The sequence below is a fragment of the Lelliottia jeotgali genome (genome assembly GCF_977070485.1).
This window is the reverse complement of sequence record NZ_CDRVFO010000007.1, coordinates 133,540-149,645: the sequence shown is the minus strand read 5'-3', so window position 1 is coordinate 149,645 and position 16,106 is coordinate 133,540. Positions and strand designations below refer to the sequence as shown.

Sequence of the window (16,106 nt, the reverse complement as noted above, 5' to 3'; positions counted from 1 at the left end):
TAGCAGCCCAACGGAAAGCAACCAGAGGCTTTCTGGGTTAATCCTTTGGTAGGAAACGCGTCTAGCGCAGGCCCAGGCGCCGAGCCAAGCGGTTTAAGTTGGCGCGGTCCAGGCCCAGTTCGCGGGCGGCGGCGGCCCAGTTGTCCTGATGGCGCTGCAGGCAGGCATCGATGATCTGGCGTTGGTAGCCGTCGACAGCTTCGCGCAAGCCACCTTCGGCCAGCGACGGCGCCGGCAGGGGCGCAGGGGAGGGTGCCTGTACCCCGCCCGCCACGTTACGCAGGTCCAGGTCACTGGCTTGCAGGGTAAGGATGCGTGGCCGGTCCGGGTGCTGGCCCAGCGCCTTGAGGGCTGAGCGACCGATCAGGTGTTCCAGTTCTCTCACGTTGCCGGGCCAGTCGTAAGCCAGAAGCGCCGATTGCGCTTCGTTGCTCAGGCGCAGGCTGTTCAGGCCCAGACGTGATCGATTCTGTTCGAGGAAGTAGCCCGCCAATAGCAGCACATCGCGCCCACGCTCGCGTAGCGGCGGAACCTGCAGCGGGTACACGCTCAGGCGGTGATAGAAGTCGGCGCGGTAGTTGCCGTTGCGCACCTCGGCGGCAAGGTCGCGGTTGGTTGCTGCGATCAGGCGCACATCTACCGTGTGTTCGCGGTCTGAGCCCAGGCGCTGCAGTTGCCCGCTTTGCAATACCCGCAGCAGCTTTGCTTGCACCGCCAGCGGCAGTTCGCCCACTTCGTCGAGAAACAGCGTGCCGCCGTTGGCCAGTTCGAACTTGCCGCGACGCTCACCGTGGGCGCCGGTAAAGGCCCCGCGCACATGGCCGAACAGTTCGCTTTCCACCAGCGTGTCGGGCAGCGCGGCGCAGTTGAGGCTGATCAGGGGCTTGTTGGCGCGGTGGCTGGCCTGGTGCAGGGCCTGGGCCACCAGTTCCTTGCCCACGCCGGTTTCGCCGGTGATCAGCACGGTCAGGTCGCTACCGCCAACCAGGCGTATTTCATCCAGCAGGCGCTTGTGCGCCGGGCTTTGGCCAATCAGCTCTTTGTCCTGGCCGCTGGCCTGGCGATAGATTTCGGCGCGCTGATGCTCATCCTCGGCGCGCAGTGCCAGGTGCTCTATGCGTTCGGCCACCGTGACCGTGGCAGCTGCCAGGCTGGCGAAGGCCTGCAGGGCATCGAGCTCCAGGCTCTGGAACTGGCCCGGGGTGAGGGCATCGAGGGTTACCAGGCCCCATGGGCGCTCGTCGACCATCAGCGGGCAGCCCATGCAGTCATGCACGTGAAGGTCGACGTCGTGGGCATTGACCAGGCCGTCATAAGGATCGGGCAACTGGGAGTCGCTGGGAAAGCGCGTAGGCTCGGCGCGGCTGAGCAAAACCTGGAAGCGCGGATGCTCGCTTACTTTGAAACGCCGGCCCAGGGTATCGGCAGACAAACCGTCGACAGCCAGTGGTACCAGCCATTCGCCATCGAGCCGCAGCAATGCAGCGGCATCGCAGGGCAGCAAGCCGCGCATGGCTTGTAGCAGGCGGCGGTAGCGTTCCTGGTCGGGCAGGTCACGGGACAGGTCGCTGACCAAGGGGAGCAGGGCGGTGAGCAGCGGCTTTGCGGTCATAATGACTCCTGTGGGTCTTAATGACTATACGCTTGGCCTGGTCGTTTTGACATGGCTTTAGGCAATACATTGATTTTATTGAGTTTAAATGTTGGCACGAATGCTGATACGGCACATGCAACCATTCGAAGCCTCTGGCTCAGGAGTCGTTGCAAATGCTCAATGCCGAACAACGTGCAATCATCAAAGCCACCGTCCCGCTGCTGGAAACCGGTGGAGAGGCGCTTACCACCCACTTCTACAAGTTGATGCTCAGCGAGTATCCGCAAGTGCGCCCACTGTTCAACCAGGCGCATCAGGCCAGTGGCGACCAGCCGCGCGCCTTGGCCAACGGCGTGCTGATGTACGCCCGGCACATCGACCAGCTGGAACAGCTCGGTGGCCTGGTCGGCCAGATCATCAACAAGCATGTCGCTTTGCAAATCCTGCCGGAGCATTATCCGATCGTCGGTAGCTGCCTGCTGCGTGCCATCGAGGAAGTGCTCGGCAAGGAGATCGCCACTGCAGAGGTGATCGCTGCCTGGGGCGCGGCCTATGGGCAGTTGGCCGAGATCCTCATCGGCGCCGAGGAAGGCCTCTACAAACAGAAGGAAGAGGCCGCCGGTGGCTGGCGCGGTACCCGCGAATTCCGCCTGGTACGCCGCGAGCAGGAAAGCAGCGAGATCGTTTCGTTCTACTTCGCTCCCGTCGACGGCAAACCGGTGCTCAAGGCTGAACCGGGCCAGTACATCGGCTTGCAGCTGTTCATCGACGGCGCCGAGCAGCGTCGCAACTATTCGCTGTCGGCCTTGTGCGATGGCAAGCAATATCGCATCAGCGTCAAGCGTGAGGCGGGCGGCAAGGTGTCCAACTACCTGCATCATGAAATGATGGTCGGCAGTACCGTGCAACTGTTCCCGCCGTCTGGCGACTTCACCCTTGCCGCCAGTGACAGGCCACTGGTGCTGATCAGTGGCGGCGTCGGCATCACACCGACCCTGGCCATGCTCGAGGCGGCCCTTGAAACCAAGCGACCGGTGCATTTCATCCACTGTGCGCGCAATGCAGGGGTCCATGCGTTCCGTGACTGGGTCGATGGGCTGGCCCAGCAACATCCTCAACTCAAGCGCTTCTATTGCTATGCCGAGGATGATGGTTCGCGCGATGCGAATGCGGTGGGGCTGTTGAGCCAGGAGCTTTTGGGTGAATGGATGCCGGGTGAGCGTGACGTGGATGCGTACTTCCTCGGGCCCAAGGGTTTCATGGCGGTGATCAAGCGTTACCTTAAAGAGCTGGGTGTGCCCCAGCAGCAGAGCCGCTATGAGTTCTTCGGGCCGGCGGCAGCTCTGGAGTGATCTACTGACTGTTCTGACCCCATTGCCGCCAGGCCGGCTCCCACAGGTACGCTGCCGTACCTGTGGTTTCTGGGCTGCTTTGCATATAAAGGAAAGATGAATCGTGCCAGCCATCTTTCATCGTTAATCGTCCTTTAATCACTGTATCCTTCACTCCCGGGTGTCGAGGGGCTTGCCCCTGCGCGGCGCCCGGGCAGCCGCTTTTTTACCGGCCGACGTTGAACCGACGTCACACCTGCCGGTCTCAAGCCCACTCCGGATAGCCCTCGCAGTGCTGTCTTGCCGCTTCCTCGACACGCTAACGGTCAGACCTGCGTGTAGACTTGCGCCAGGCAGGTGGACCACGCTGCCCCTATCCATCGAAGGAACCGGCAATGAACGAACAAACATCGCGCCTGAATCGGGAACGGCGCTTTCTGGTGCTGCTGGGGGGGATCTGTCTCGCCCTGATCGGTGGCGCTCTGTACATGCAGGTGGTGCTCGGCGAAGCCCCCTGCCCGTTGTGCATCCTGCAACGCTATGCCCTGCTGTTCATCGCCGTGTTTGCCTTCATCGGCGCAGCGATGCCCGGGCGGCGCAGCCTGACGTTGTTCGAAGGGCTGGTGGTGCTGAGCGCAATTGGCGGAATCGTTGCGGCCGGCAACCATGTGTATATACTCGCCAACCCCATGGTCAGTTGCGGTATCGATACCCTGCAGCCGATCGTCGACGACCTGCCGCTGGCCAAGCTCTGGCCGCTCGCATTCCAGGTCGACGGTTTCTGCAGCACGCCATACCCGCCGATCCTCGGTTTGTCCCTGGCGCAATGGGCACTGATGGCGTTCGTGCTGACGGCCATTCTGGTTCCGCTGGGCATCTACCGCAATCGGCGCCAGCCTTAGACATAAGTCCCGAATTTGCTGTGGTCTTTTGCACCCACAGAGAAGAGGGAAAAGTCGCCTCCCGCTTGATCCAGATCAACCACAAAGCCTTGCGCAATGCGGGTTTGAGGCCTATCAAGCGGGGTGCGACAAACTGTCGCGAAGTTGAATTTTTGACCAGTATTGTTACGCATTCTGTAAAAGACTGTTGCTCAATAAGTCATAGTCAAGGGTTGGCGACCTCACTACAATCGCCCCCAATTTCCGTTCGGCACTGCTTGCGAGTCGCAGGATTGAAGGAAGCCCCAGCGCTTTCTTTTGCTGACTTCGTCAAGTTTCGCCCAGCGGCGATACCGGGCGGATACCCCTCCGCGTTTTCCCGCACCAAATGGACTTGGTCTGAAGTACAGGCCTGTTGCCTACGAAACCATAAGCACCGCTAACACGCTTGAGCCAAGGTCCTGCAGTCGGACACCAGGCAGGAGCGTATTCGGGCGCGAAATGCCTCACTTGGCAGGACGAAGTGTTGGCTACCAAAACACAAATTGCATTGAAGCAAGCTGATCTAGAGGTCGTGAGATGAGTAAAAAGCGTTACCCCAGACTGTTTGGCATATTGCCCTTTTTAGGCATGCTTTTACTCAGCGGGTGCAACTGGACCCTGCTCGACCCGAAAGGTCAGGTCGGCATTGAGCAAAAGAACCTCATCCTCATCGCTACCGGCCTGATGCTGCTGGTGGTGATCCCGGTCATCATCATGACCGTGGCCTTCGCCTGGAAGTACCGTGCTTCCAACAAGGCGGCCACCTACACCCCGGACTGGTCGCACTCGACCAAGATCGAGGCTGCGGTGTGGATCATCCCGATCCTGATCATCATTGCCCTGGGTTATGTCACCTACAAGTCCACCCACAAGCTGGACCCATACCGTCCGCTGGATTCGGACGTGAAGCCGATCCAGATCGACGTGGTCGCACTGGACTGGAAGTGGCTGTTCATCTACCCGGAGCAGGGCATCGCGACGGTCAACAAGATCAACTTCCCGGCTAACACCCCGGTCAACTTCCGCGTCACCTCCGACGCCGTGATGAACTCGTTCTTCATCCCGGGCCTGGGCGGCCAGATCTACGCCATGGCCGGCATGACCACCAAGTTGCACCTGATCGCCAACGAAAACGGCGTGTTTGACGGTATCAGCGCCAACTACAGCGGTGCTGGCTTCACCGGCATGAAATTCAAGGCTACTGCCACTTCCCAGGAAGACTTCGACAAGTGGGTCGCCGAAGTGAAGCAGTCGCCTCTGAAACTGGGCAAGGCCGAGTACGAAGCACTGGCCAAGCCTAGCGAATACAACCCAGTCGCGCTGTACAGCGAGGCGCCAGCGGAGCTGTTCCAGACCATCGTCGACAAGTACGAAGGCATGAACCGCGGCAAGCCGGTCCACGAAGAAGCAGGCAGCAAAGATCTGGCCACCACCACGGGTGTGGAATCGAGTACGCAACCAGCTGCCGGTGCAGAGGAGTAAGAGATGTTCGGTAAATTAAGCCTGGAGGCGATACCCTATCACGAGCCGATAGTCATGGTGACGCTTGCCATGATCGCGCTCGGCGGTATCGCTGTCGTCGGCCTTATCACCTATTTCCGCAAGTGGACCTACTTGTGGACCGAGTGGCTGACCACGGTCGACCACAAGAAAATCGGGGTGATGTACATCATCGTCGCGATGGTCATGCTGCTGCGCGGCTTTGCCGACGCCATCATGATGCGTACCCAGCTGGCTGCTGCTACCGGCGGCTCCGAAGGCTACCTGCCGCCTGAACACTATGACCAGATCTTCACCGCTCACGGTGTGATCATGATCATCTTCATGGCGATGCCGTTCTTCACCGGCCTGATGAACCTTGCGGTTCCTCTGCAGATCGGTGCACGTGACGTTGCCTTCCCGTTCCTGAACTCCCTGAGCTTCTACCTGCTGCTGGCAGGCGTGCTGCTGGTCAACATCTCGCTGGGCGTTGGTGAATTCGCCAAGACCGGCTGGGTTGCCTATCCGCCGCTCGCGGGCATTCAGTACAGCCCTGGGGTGGGTGTCGACTACTACATCTGGGCGCTACAGCTATCCGGATTGGGTACGACACTAACCGGTGTGAACTTCCTCGTCACCGTGATGAAGATGCGCGCACCTGGCATGAAACTGATGGACATGCCGATCTTCACCTGGACCTGCACCTGGGCCAACGTGCTGATCGTCGCTTCCTTCCCGATCCTGACCGCTGCACTCGCACTGCTGACTGTTGACCGTTATCTGGACTTCCACATTTTCACCAACGAGCTTGGTGGGAACCCGATGATGTACGTCAACCTGTTCTGGGCGTGGGGTCACCCTGAGGTTTACATCCTGATCCTGCCGGCCTTCGGCGTGTTCTCGGAAGTGACTTCGACCTTCTCCGGCAAGCGTCTGTTCGGCCACCACTCGATGATCTACGCATCGGGCGCGATCGCCATCCTGGGCTTTGCCGTATGGCTGCACCACTTCTTCACCATGGGTGCCGGCGCCAGCGTCAACACCTTCTTCGGCCTGGCGACGATGCTGATCTCCATTCCGACGGGTGTGAAGCTGTTCAACTGGCTGTTCACCATGTACCAGGGCCGTGTGCGCTTCACCGCACCGATGATGTGGACCCTGGGCTTCATGATCACCTTCTCCATTGGTGGCATGACCGGCGTTCTGCTGGCTGTTCCAGGTGCTGACTTCGTGCTGCACAACAGCCTGTTCGTTATCGCTCACTTCCACAACGTGATCATCGGTGGTGCGGTATTCGGCTACATTGCCGGCTTCGCCTTCTGGTTCCCGAAAGCCTTCGGCTTCACCCTGAACGAGAAGTGGGGCAAAGCTGCCTTCTGGTTCTGGATCTCGGGCTTCTACGTTGCGTTCATGCCGCTGTATGCCCTGGGCTTCATGGGCATGACCCGTCGTCTGAACCACTCCGACAACCCGCTGTGGGAACCCTACCTGTACGTTGCCGTCGTCGGCGCCGTGCTGATCCTGTTCGGTATCGCTTGCCAGCTGATCCAGATCTACGTTTCGGTCCGCGACCGCAACCAGAACCTGGACGTGACCGGCGACCCATGGGGCGGCCGTACCCTGGAATGGTCGACTTCGTCGCCACCTCCGTTCTACAACTTCGCCCACATGCCTGAGAAAGTTGGCCTGGACTGCTGGCACGAAGCCAAGGAAGCCGGTGTTGCCTACAAGGCACCGAGCAAGTACGAGCCGATCCACATGCCGAGCAACACTGCTACCGGCTTGTTCATGGGCCTGTTCCTGACCGTCTTCGGCTTCGCCTTCATCTGGCACATCTGGTGGCTGGTGGGCGCGAGCCTGGTTGCGACCATCGCTGTCTTCGTTCGCCACGCTGCGCGTGACGACCAGGGCTACATGGTTCCGGCCGAAGAAGTGGCGCGCATCGAAGGCGAGCGCATGAAAGCGCTGGCCAAAGCAGGTGCTCTGCCTGCCGGCGCACGTGTCGAATCGTTTGAGCGGGTGTAATCAATGTCCAGTCAAGTAATCCACGGCGCTGCTCATGGTCACGACCATGGGCACGACGATCACCACCACGACTCGGGCCAGATGACCGTACTCGGTTTCTGGCTGTACCTGATGACCGACTGCATCCTGTTTGCGTCGCTCTTCGCCACCTACGCGGTGCTGTCCGGCAGTTTTGCCGGCGGCCCGTCGGGTCATGACATCTTCCAGCTCGATTTCGTAGCTGTAGAAACGCTGTTCCTGCTGCTGTCCTCGATCACCTTCGGCTTCGCCATGCTGAAGATGTTCGACGGCAAGAAAGCAGGCGTGCTGGGCTGGTTGGCAGTGACCTTCCTGTTCGGTGCTGCGTTCATCGCGATGGAAATCTACGAGTTCCATCACCTGATCGCTGAGGGCTACGGCCCGCAGCGCAGTGGCTTCCTGTCGGGCTTCTTCGCCCTGGTAGGTACCCACGGCCTGCACGTGACCGCCGGCCTGATCTGGATGGCAATCATGATGTACCAGATCAACAAGCACGGCATCACGCCGACCGCCAAGACCCGCATGAGCTGCCTGAGCCTGTTCTGGCACTTCCTGGACGTGGTCTGGATCTGCGTATTCACCGTCGTTTACCTGCTGGGGGTTCTGTAATGGCTAACGCACACGACACTCATCACGAAGGTAACCACGGCAGCGTGAAGTCCTACATGATCGGCTTTGTACTGTCGATCATCCTGACCGCGATCCCGTTCGGCCTGGTGATGTACCCGAGCCTGCCGAAGAACCTGACCGTCCTGATCGTGGTGGCCATGGCCGTCATCCAGGTGGTAGTGCACCTCGTGTACTTCCTGCACATGGACCGCTCGAAAGAGCAGCGTTCCAACGTGTCGACGTTCCTGTTCACCACCATGGTGATTGCACTGCTGGTCGGCCTGTCGCTGTGGATCATGTTCAGCATCCACTACGAAATGATGGCCAAGTGAGGTAAGACTGCATGTCCGTTAAGCACTTTATCCAAATCACCAAACCGGGGATCATTTTCGGTAACGTGCTTTCCGTGGCAGGCGGTTTCTTCCTTGCCTCGAAGGGCCATGTAGACTTCGCCCTGTTCCTGGCGGTGGTCATAGGTACGTCCCTGGTGGTTGCGTCCGGTTGTGTGTTCAACAACTGCATCGACCGCGACATCGATATCAAGATGGAACGTACCAAGAACCGCGTCATGGTCCAGGGCGGCATGTCGCTGACCCTCGCGCTGGTCTACGCCACCCTCCTCGGGGTGGCGGGCTTCAGCCTGCTGTATGTCCAGGCCAACCCGCTGTCGGCGTTCTGTGCGCTGATCGGGTTCATCGTCTACGTCGGTTTCTACAGCCTCTGGCTGAAGCGCAAATCGGTGCACGGCACCTTGGTTGGCAGCCTGTCCGGTGCCATGCCTCCGGTGATCGGTTACTGCGCCGTTAGCAACAGCTTCGACCTGGCGGCAGTGACCCTGCTGGTGATGTTCAGCCTGTGGCAGATGCCGCACAGCTTCGCGATCGCAATCTTCCGCTTCAAGGATTACAGCGCCGCCAACATTCCGGTCCTGCCGGTGGCACGCGGTATTCTTGCGGCCAAGAAGCAGATCGTGCTGTACGTGCTGGCCTTCGTGCTCGCTACCCTGATGCTCACCCTCGGCGGTTACGCCGGCCTCGGCTACCTGGCCGTGGCAGCTGCCATGGGCCTGTACTGGCTGTACATGGCCTGGGGTGGTTACAAGGCCGAGGACGACAGCAAGTGGGCCCGCAAGGTATTCGGCTTCTCCATCCTCACCGTTACCGCCCTGAGCGTGATGATGGGTGTGGACAGCCAGACCGCTGCGGACGTGCTGATGACCTACGCACGCTGACACATTCGCCTGTTACACGAAAACCCCGGCCATGTGCCGGGGTTTTTTTTCGATTCTGGCCCTATCATCGGCTTGGAAACATAAATCTCTGATTTTCAAAAAATACATCTGAAAAGTTCTAACAAAACAGGATTATGTCCTTTACAGTCATGCTGTTTCGGCATTATCTTCTGATTCAGGCCGCCACATCGGCCAGCGTCGCTCGGACGGTTCCGGGCGCTTACGTACTCAGAGGAAACCATGGCCAACCCTGGTTCGCCGCGCCGCTTTGCGCGCATCGATCGTCTCCCCCCATACGTCTTCAACATCACTGCCGAGCTCAAGATGGCCGCCCGCCGCCGTGGCGAGGACATCATCGACCTGAGCATGGGTAACCCCGATGGCGCTACCCCGCCGCACATCGTCGAGAAGCTGGTGCAGGTTGCCCAGCGTGAAGACACCCACGGCTATTCCACCTCTCGCGGCATCCCGCGCCTGCGCCGGGCCATTTCCAACTGGTACAAGCAGCGCTACGAGGTCGACATCGACCCGGAAAGCGAAGCCATCGTAACCATTGGCTCGAAGGAAGGCCTGGCCCACTTGATGCTGGCCACGCTCGACCAGGGCGACACCGTGCTGGTGCCCAACCCGAGCTACCCGATCCACATCTACGGCGCAGTGATCGCCGGTGCCCAGGTGCGTTCGGTGCCGCTGGTGCCCGGTGTGGACTTCTTCAACGAGCTCGAGCGCGCGATCCGCGAGTCCATCCCCAAGCCTAAGATGATGATCCTCGGCTTTCCGTCCAACCCCACTGCCCAATGCGTGGAGCTGGACTTCTTCGAGCGCGTGGTGGCCTTGGCCAAGCAGTATGACGTGCTGGTGGTGCACGACCTGGCCTACGCCGATATCGTCTACGACGGCTGGAAGGCACCGTCGATCATGCAGGTGCCGGGTGCCAAGGACATTGCTGTGGAGTTTTTCACGCTGTCCAAGAGCTACAACATGGCCGGCTGGCGGATCGGCTTCATGGTCGGCAACCCTGAGCTGGTCAGCGCCCTGGCGCGAATCAAGAGCTACCACGACTACGGCACGTTCACGCCCTTGCAGGTCGCGGCAATCGCGGCGCTCGAAGGTGACCAGCAGTGTGTGCGCGACATCGCCGAGCAGTACCGCCAGCGCCGCAACCTGTTGGTCAAAGGCCTGCATGAGCTGGGCTGGATGGTCGAAAACCCCAAGGCGTCGATGTATGTATGGGCCAAGATACCCGAGCAGTACGCCCACCTGGGGTCGTTGGAATTTGCCAAGAAGCTGCTGGCTGAAGCCAAGGTGTGTGTCTCGCCGGGCATCGGTTTTGGCGATTACGGTGATGACCACGTGCGTTTCGCCCTGATCGAAAACCAGGACCGGATTCGCCAGGCGATACGGGGCATCCGGCAGATGTTCCGGGCTGATGGCCTGAGCCGCAAATAGTGCTGTATCAGGGGCCGCCATGCGGCCCCTGATGTTTGCCGGATCGACGGCAAACTATTTTTCGTTGCCCCTCTTCTCAGCCGACCTGGCTTCGATTACAAATGGCGCCGCGGGCCAGCCCCGATAACAATAACCTTCCCCTTCCGTGCCATCATGTCCGAATACAACCCTTGCCTTGACTGCGGCGCCTGCTGCGGGTACTTCCGTGTGTCCTTCTTCTGGGGCGAATGCCAGTCAGCCGGTGGCGTTGTGCCCGATGACCTGGTGGTGCAGATCAACCCGACCCGGGTAGCCATGATCGGCACCGATGCCAAGCCTTGCCGCTGCGTCAGCCTCAAGGGCGAGATCGGCACCGAGGTGGCGTGCACCATTTACGCCAACCGTTCCAGCCCTTGCCGTGAGTTCGAAGCGTCGTGGGAGGGTGGCGTACACAACCCCAGTTGCGACGATGCACGTGCTGCTTATGGTTTGCCGCCGCTGACGCCACCGGGGGCCAACGAGCCGCATTGGCCGGATGACGGGGCTGAAGTGGCTTGACCACCGCCGACACGGTCATCGTAGGAGCGGCCTTGTGTCGCGAAAGGGTGCGAAGCGCCCTCAGGATTTTAGGGTCGCCACAGGTATCGTTGGGGCCGCTTTGCGGCCCTTTCGCGACACAAGGCCGCTCCTACAACAATCGCATCGTCAGTCATCTGTAAGAAGTTTCTGAACCTGAAACCAAATGCTTCAGAAAGGCGGGCTTGGCGAATTATCCTACGACCCCTGTCGGATGCCGTCTGATAGGCAAGCCTGTACCTCATAGGTAACTTTTCGCGGTCGCTGTGGTTTGGCGACCAGGTGTGAGAAGCCTGTAGTTTGAGATCGCTTGCCAGATATGGCAGCCGTGCGCGTGCAGGCTTCGGTCTGGCCGTGGTGATCTCGGACACGGTCTTCTCACCTCGCGCATGGCTGCCACCCAATCTGTGAGAAGGATGTGAGTGGTTGCTTCTGAAAACTCTACCGAGAAGTGACTATGAAAAAGCTCGTACCCGATCCGCCCGACAGCTTCCCCATTCCCTACATCTCGATAATCGCCGACCTTTCCCTTGAAGATGCCAAGGCCCATGCCGCCGCGCTTATGGACAGCCTTTCGGGGACCATCGAGCTCTACCTCAGCACCGGGGCCGAAGACCAACGCAATGTGTTGCTGGGTAACATGGGCATCCTCACCGAGCTCCTGCGGGCCCTTTTCGGCCATATGAGCACGTTGGAGAGGGTGCATGAGTGATGACCTGAAAGCGCGAACCACGGTTGGCCAAGAGACGTTTCTCGATCTGTATGCCATCCAGCCGGGAGTGCCGCTCGATCACGCGTTTGACGAACTTTCCGTTCTGCTTGGGTGCATTCGGCACTTGAGTGAGGAAGCCGAGATGGAGGGCAACCTCGTTGCCGGGAGCGCCGCGCGCATTCTAAGTGCCATGGCCAAGGCGCTGATCAATGACATGGAAATGGGCTTGAACCGCGGGCCCTGAAGCGTGTTCGCCCAGCGCACTTGAGATCGAGCGCCGCCCGCGCGGCGCTCAGTCTTCAATACCCCTTGAAACACCAGGCATGCCCCAGCCCCCCACATGACGTTAAACTGTCATTTCCCCAGCAATGGACAGGAGATGCGGCGTGACCCCACCCCGAAGTTTCCCCACCGACCTCTGCCTCGACAGCCCGCGTCTGCAGTTGCGCCCGATGCGCCACGCCGATGCCCAGCAATGGCTGACGATCATGGCCGACCCCGAGGTCATGCGCTATTGGCACCATGCCCCCTGGCAAGACCTGGCCGAGGCACAAAGCGCACTGGCTGCCGACCGCGAGGCCTATGCCAATGGTGACCAGCTCAAGCTGGGCATGTACCGCCGTGACACTGGCGAACTGATCGGCATGGTCCAACTGTTCAACATCGACGACACCTCCCGCCGTGGCGAGATCGGCTATTGCCTGGCCAGCGCAGTGCAGGGCAGGGGCTACATGGACGAGGCACTGACCTGCTTCATCGACTACCTCGCCCATACCCTGCACATGCGCCGCCTGGAGGCCGAGATCGACCCGCGCAACAATGGCTCGGCACGTACGCTGGAGCGCCAGGGCTTCGTCCTTGAAGGCACTTTGCGCGCACGCTGGTGTGTGGCGGGTGAGTTGTCCGACTCGGGCATTTACGGGTTGTTGCTCGAGCCCCCCGTTGCATGACTGCTTTCTACCTCACCTTCAGCCTTGCCCTGTTTTTGCTCGGCCTGTGTTTCGATGGCGCCCTGATGAGCGCCGGCAGGCACATGCCTGCCTTGCAGATGTTGCTGTACGGGCCGTGGGGCGTTCCGTTCGGGCTGTTTCAGTGGTTTGCCAACCCGCTGCTGGCCATCGCAGTCCTTGCCCATCGGCGTTTCCGCCGCCTGGCGCTGGTAGCCGGGTTGGCTGCGTTGTACCTGGCGGCCAGCAGCTTTGGCATCGAACGGCTGCCGGATAACATCAGCTACGCGTTTCAGGACCGTACCGGCTTTGGTGCCGGTTTTTACCTTTGGCTGGCGTCTATCGTGGTGTTTTGCGCAGGGCAGGCATGGCATGTGTGGAAGGCGCGCAGTGCAGAGGACATGCCGGGTTGGCGCTGGCTCGACGTGGCGCTGATCGCGGCACTGGCGCTGGCGTTGTATGCCGCCACGCAAATGCCATCGCTGCGCTTTGTGCCGGGCAAGGTACTGATGCCTCCTGAGCAGCCGCAGGCGTTTTGATATTGACCAGGAGATGGTGATGAACAAGCAGTATCTGATGGGGTTGGCCTTGGCATGCTGCATGCCCGTGGCAATGGCCGAGGACAACTCGCCGAGCTATACCCAGTGCATGGACAAGGCTTCCAGTACGGTGGCCATGAGCAGTTGCATCCAGGCCGAGACCCAGCTGCAGGATGCGCGGTTGAACCGGGCCTACAAGCAACTGATGGGCAAGCTCGAAGCGGAGCCGAAGAAGAGCTTGCGCGATGTTCAGCGCCAGTGGATCGCTTACCGGGATGGCAACTGCAAGTTCCATGTTCAAGCCAGCGGCGGGACGATGGCCCAGCTGGAAGGCGGGATGTGTGTGCTGGACATGACCCGCGAGCGGGCGGCTGAACTGGAGCGGGTGCTCAGCCCTGGGCAGTGATGTTGCCTGTGCGGGCCCCATCGCTGGCAAGCCAGCTCCCACAAGTCAGGTGCTAGCCCTTGCCGGCGATGGGCCGCGAAGCGGCCCCTAGCGATTGCGAGCCTTGAGGTACTCGCGCACCTCCACAGCATCCCCTGCAAACTCCACCCGGTCCGCCTTCGCATCACGCTGGTAGGCATACATCGGATCGTAGTATTCCTTCAGCAAGCCCTCGATCCACCCCCGGTGCAAATCGATGCCACCGCTGCGCTGCTGCTCATCAAGCGCCAGGCGCATAATCTCGGACAGGCGCTGGTAGCGCTCGCCACCCAGGCGCTTGTGAATGTTGCTCATGCTCTGCAGCAGGCGCTCGGCGAACAGTCGGCGCCCGAGTTCTTCGCCATGTAGCGCGACGAACTCGGCGCACAGGTTGATCACGTAGTCACGCAGAATGCGTTCGACACGGTTTTCGAAGCTGTCCTCCAGCCACACCAGCGGGTATTGCTGCATGCCCTGGTACAGTTCCAGCGGCACCGTGCAGCTCCCGACAATACGGCCCTCGTCCTCCAGCACGAACTGCTCGATACCACGTGCGCGTTTCTTCAGCACGTCGATGGCCAGCTTGTTCTCGAAGTCGATCTGCGCCGGCTGTGCGGTGGCGCGTTTGCCGAAGCTCGAACCGCGGTGGTTGGCATGGCCTTCAAGATCGATCACGTTGTTCAGCTGGTGCAGCACATCGGTCTTGCCGGTGCCGGTGAGGCCGCCGACCAAAACGAAATCGCATTGCTCCACGGCCTGCTGGGTTGTATCCAGCAGGAAAGTGCGCAGGGCTTTATAGCCACCCTTGATGCGCGGGTAGGCGATGCCCGCTTCGTCGCGCAGCCACTGCTGGACGATCAGCGAGCGCAGGCCGCCGCGGGCGCAGTAAAGATATCCATCGGGGTGGGCCTTGGCAAAGCTGGCCCAGGCATGCAGGCGCTCGCGCTTGATGGTGCCGCTGACCAGTTGATGGCCAAGGGTGATGGCTGCGGCTTGGCCCTGCTGCTTGTAGCAGGTACCGACCTTTTGCCGCTCCTGGTCGGTCATCAGCGGCAGGTTGACGACGCCGGGGAAGGCGCCCTTGGCAAATTCGACAGGCGCACGCATGTCCATCATCGGCACGTCGTCGAGGAACAACTGGCGAAAGTCGGTGCAGTCGTGGCGCATCAGTTCACCTCGACTGCGTGGCTCTGTCGCTCGGCCAGCAGGCCGATCGGCGCAAGGTCCAGGCCCAGTTCGGCGGCAACGGCAAGGAACGCCTGCTCACCTTCGGGGGTGACCGCCACCAGCAGGCCGCCGCTGGTCTGCGGGTCGCACAGCAGGTGCTTCTGATCGTCGGTCAGCGCGCCGATCTTGTGCCCGTAGCTGTCGAAGTTGCGCAGGGTACCGCCGGGGATGCAGCCCTCGGCCATGTAGTGCTCGATGCTCGGCAGCCGCGGGACGGCCGCGTAGTCCAGGTGCGCGGTCAGCCCGCTGCCCTCGGCCAGCTCGACCAGGTGGCCGAGCAGGCCGAAACCGGTCACGTCGGTCATCGCCTTGACCCCGTCGAGCTTGCCAAAGCGGCTGCCGGGGGTGTTGAGGGTGCACATCCAGTCGCGGGCCAGGCCTTGGTCCTGTTCGCGCAGCTTGGCCTTCTTCTCGGCGGTGGTGAGAATGCCGATGCCCAATGGCTTGGTCAGGTACAGGCGGCAACCCTCTGTCGCGGTGTCATTGCGCTTGAGGTGGCGCTTGCTGACCACGCCGGTGACGGCCAGGCCGAAGATCGGCTCGGGTGCATCGATCGAGTGCCCGCCGGCCAGGGGGATGCCGGCTTCGGCGCACACGGCGCGGCCACCGCGGATCACTTCACGGGCCACTTCTGGTGGCAGTACGTTGACCGGCCAGCCGAGGATGGCGATGGCCATCAGCGGGTCGCCGCCCATGGCGTAGATGTCGCTGATGGCGTTGGTGGCGGCGATGCGGCCGAAGTCGTAGGGGTCATCGACAATGGGCATGAAAAAGTCGGTGGTGGACACCACGCCGCGTTCATCATCCAGGGCGTATACGGCGGCGTCATCGCGCGAGGCGTTGCCGACCCACAGGTTCGGCTCCAGGGCCTGGGCGCCACTTTCGGCAAGGATCACATCCAGCACCTTGGGGGAGATCTTGCAGCCACAGCCAGCACCATGGCTGTACTGGGTCAGGCGAATCGGCTCGCTCATTACGCACCTCATTTTTCGTGATGCGCGATTGTAGCAAAGCTGGCCTTTGCGTCTGCGCCACTTATAATC

The 16,106-nt window shown here is 60.9% G+C and carries 17 protein-coding genes; 14 read left to right on the top strand and 3 right to left on the bottom strand.

The window, feature by feature from the left end:
- Nucleotides 1-61: 61 nt before the first annotated feature.
- A complete protein-coding gene (gene norR / locus ACW4TB_RS12790; protein WP_279930596.1) occupies nucleotides 62-1,612 on the bottom strand; it encodes a nitric oxide reductase transcriptional regulator NorR in 1,551 nt (516 codons plus the stop codon).
- 155 nt (nucleotides 1,613-1,767) lie between these two features.
- Here norR and hmpA point away from each other — a divergent pair, with 155 nt between their 5' ends.
- From hmpA to ACW4TB_RS12720, 14 genes are all read left to right on the top strand, one after another.
- A complete protein-coding gene (hmpA, locus tag ACW4TB_RS12785; protein WP_196997016.1) occupies nucleotides 1,768-2,946 on the top strand; it encodes an NO-inducible flavohemoprotein in 1,179 nt (392 codons plus the stop codon).
- 374 nt (nucleotides 2,947-3,320) lie between these two features.
- Complete coding sequence (locus ACW4TB_RS12780) at nucleotides 3,321-3,827, top strand: disulfide bond formation protein B (RefSeq protein WP_012316184.1); 507 nt, start codon at nucleotides 3,321-3,323, stop codon at nucleotides 3,825-3,827.
- 558 nt (nucleotides 3,828-4,385) lie between these two features.
- Nucleotides 4,386-5,330: a ubiquinol oxidase subunit II gene (gene cyoA, locus ACW4TB_RS12775; protein ID WP_012316183.1), complete on the top strand. Its 945-nt coding sequence runs from the start codon at nucleotides 4,386-4,388 to the stop codon at nucleotides 5,328-5,330.
- Nucleotides 5,331-5,333: 3 nt separating this feature from the next.
- Nucleotides 5,334-7,352 carry a cytochrome o ubiquinol oxidase subunit I gene (gene cyoB, locus ACW4TB_RS12770; RefSeq protein WP_012316182.1) on the top strand — a complete coding sequence of 673 codons (2,019 nt, stop codon included), beginning with the start codon at nucleotides 5,334-5,336 and terminating at the stop codon, nucleotides 7,350-7,352.
- 3 nt (nucleotides 7,353-7,355) lie between these two features.
- A complete protein-coding gene (gene cyoC / locus ACW4TB_RS12765; RefSeq protein WP_012316181.1) occupies nucleotides 7,356-7,979 on the top strand; it encodes a cytochrome o ubiquinol oxidase subunit III in 624 nt (207 codons plus the stop codon).
- Nucleotides 7,979-8,311, top strand: coding sequence for a cytochrome o ubiquinol oxidase subunit IV (cyoD, locus tag ACW4TB_RS12760; protein WP_012316180.1), 333 nt, complete (start codon nucleotides 7,979-7,981; stop codon nucleotides 8,309-8,311). The genes cyoC and cyoD overlap by 1 nt, the downstream gene beginning before the upstream one ends.
- An 11-nt stretch (nucleotides 8,312-8,322) precedes the next feature.
- Nucleotides 8,323-9,210: a heme o synthase gene (cyoE, locus tag ACW4TB_RS12755; RefSeq protein ID WP_012316179.1), complete on the top strand. Its 888-nt coding sequence runs from the start codon at nucleotides 8,323-8,325 to the stop codon at nucleotides 9,208-9,210.
- A gap of 240 nt (nucleotides 9,211-9,450) precedes the next feature.
- Nucleotides 9,451-10,659 (top strand): alanine transaminase, encoded by a 1,209-nt coding sequence (gene alaC / locus ACW4TB_RS12750; RefSeq protein ID WP_012316178.1) that lies wholly within the window; start codon nucleotides 9,451-9,453, stop codon nucleotides 10,657-10,659.
- A 153-nt stretch (nucleotides 10,660-10,812) separates the two neighbouring features.
- Entirely contained in the window at nucleotides 10,813-11,196 is a 384-nt protein-coding gene (locus tag ACW4TB_RS12745; RefSeq protein ID WP_012316177.1) for a YkgJ family cysteine cluster protein, read from the top strand.
- A 475-nt stretch (nucleotides 11,197-11,671) separates the two neighbouring features.
- The gene (locus ACW4TB_RS12740; RefSeq protein ID WP_279930602.1) at nucleotides 11,672-11,926 is read left to right on the top strand and encodes a hypothetical protein; all 255 of its coding nucleotides are present in this window, start codon (nucleotides 11,672-11,674) and stop codon (nucleotides 11,924-11,926) included.
- Nucleotides 11,919-12,170 (top strand): DUF3077 domain-containing protein, encoded by a 252-nt coding sequence (locus tag ACW4TB_RS12735; RefSeq protein ID WP_279930604.1) that lies wholly within the window; start codon nucleotides 11,919-11,921, stop codon nucleotides 12,168-12,170. Before ACW4TB_RS12740 ends, ACW4TB_RS12735 begins: the two co-directional genes overlap by 8 nt.
- A 142-nt stretch (nucleotides 12,171-12,312) precedes the next feature.
- Entirely contained in the window at nucleotides 12,313-12,876 is a 564-nt protein-coding gene (locus ACW4TB_RS12730) for a GNAT family N-acetyltransferase (RefSeq protein ID WP_012316174.1), read from the top strand.
- A complete protein-coding gene (locus ACW4TB_RS12725; RefSeq protein WP_279930605.1) occupies nucleotides 12,873-13,412 on the top strand; it encodes a hypothetical protein in 540 nt (179 codons plus the stop codon). The genes ACW4TB_RS12730 and ACW4TB_RS12725 overlap by 4 nt, the downstream gene beginning before the upstream one ends.
- 19 nt (nucleotides 13,413-13,431) lie before the next feature.
- Nucleotides 13,432-13,818: a lysozyme inhibitor LprI family protein gene (locus ACW4TB_RS12720; protein ID WP_039604544.1), complete on the top strand. Its 387-nt coding sequence runs from the start codon at nucleotides 13,432-13,434 to the stop codon at nucleotides 13,816-13,818.
- An 87-nt stretch (nucleotides 13,819-13,905) separates the two neighbouring features.
- Here ACW4TB_RS12720 and mnmH read toward each other — a convergent pair whose 3' ends face one another.
- Nucleotides 13,906-15,003, bottom strand: coding sequence for a tRNA 2-selenouridine(34) synthase MnmH (mnmH, locus tag ACW4TB_RS12715; protein WP_119687748.1), 1,098 nt, complete (start codon nucleotides 15,001-15,003; stop codon nucleotides 13,906-13,908).
- The gene (selD, locus tag ACW4TB_RS12710; RefSeq protein WP_279930611.1) at nucleotides 15,003-16,037 is read right to left on the bottom strand and encodes a selenide, water dikinase SelD; all 1,035 of its coding nucleotides are present in this window, start codon (nucleotides 16,035-16,037) and stop codon (nucleotides 15,003-15,005) included. The genes mnmH and selD overlap by 1 nt, the downstream gene beginning before the upstream one ends.
- Between the last annotated feature and the right edge of the window lie 69 nt (nucleotides 16,038-16,106).

Coding starts and splice junctions, on each gene's coding strand:
- norR (WP_279930596.1), bottom strand. CDS start 1,612: ATGACCGCAAAGCCGCTGCTCACCGCCCTGCTCCCCTTGGTCAGCGAC.
- hmpA (WP_196997016.1), top strand. CDS start 1,768: ATGCTCAATGCCGAACAACGTGCAATCATCAAAGCCACCGTCCCGCTG.
- ACW4TB_RS12780 (WP_012316184.1), top strand. CDS start 3,321: ATGAACGAACAAACATCGCGCCTGAATCGGGAACGGCGCTTTCTGGTG.
- cyoA (WP_012316183.1), top strand. CDS start 4,386: ATGAGTAAAAAGCGTTACCCCAGACTGTTTGGCATATTGCCCTTTTTA.
- cyoB (WP_012316182.1), top strand. CDS start 5,334: ATGTTCGGTAAATTAAGCCTGGAGGCGATACCCTATCACGAGCCGATA.
- cyoC (WP_012316181.1), top strand. CDS start 7,356: ATGTCCAGTCAAGTAATCCACGGCGCTGCTCATGGTCACGACCATGGG.
- cyoD (WP_012316180.1), top strand. CDS start 7,979: ATGGCTAACGCACACGACACTCATCACGAAGGTAACCACGGCAGCGTG.
- cyoE (WP_012316179.1), top strand. CDS start 8,323: ATGTCCGTTAAGCACTTTATCCAAATCACCAAACCGGGGATCATTTTC.
- alaC (WP_012316178.1), top strand. CDS start 9,451: ATGGCCAACCCTGGTTCGCCGCGCCGCTTTGCGCGCATCGATCGTCTC.
- ACW4TB_RS12745 (WP_012316177.1), top strand. CDS start 10,813: ATGTCCGAATACAACCCTTGCCTTGACTGCGGCGCCTGCTGCGGGTAC.
- ACW4TB_RS12740 (WP_279930602.1), top strand. CDS start 11,672: ATGAAAAAGCTCGTACCCGATCCGCCCGACAGCTTCCCCATTCCCTAC.
- ACW4TB_RS12735 (WP_279930604.1), top strand. CDS start 11,919: ATGAGTGATGACCTGAAAGCGCGAACCACGGTTGGCCAAGAGACGTTT.
- ACW4TB_RS12725 (WP_279930605.1), top strand. CDS start 12,873: ATGACTGCTTTCTACCTCACCTTCAGCCTTGCCCTGTTTTTGCTCGGC.
- ACW4TB_RS12720 (WP_039604544.1), top strand. CDS start 13,432: ATGAACAAGCAGTATCTGATGGGGTTGGCCTTGGCATGCTGCATGCCC.
- mnmH (WP_119687748.1), bottom strand. CDS start 15,003: ATGCGCCACGACTGCACCGACTTTCGCCAGTTGTTCCTCGACGACGTG.
- selD (WP_279930611.1), bottom strand. CDS start 16,037: ATGAGCGAGCCGATTCGCCTGACCCAGTACAGCCATGGTGCTGGCTGT.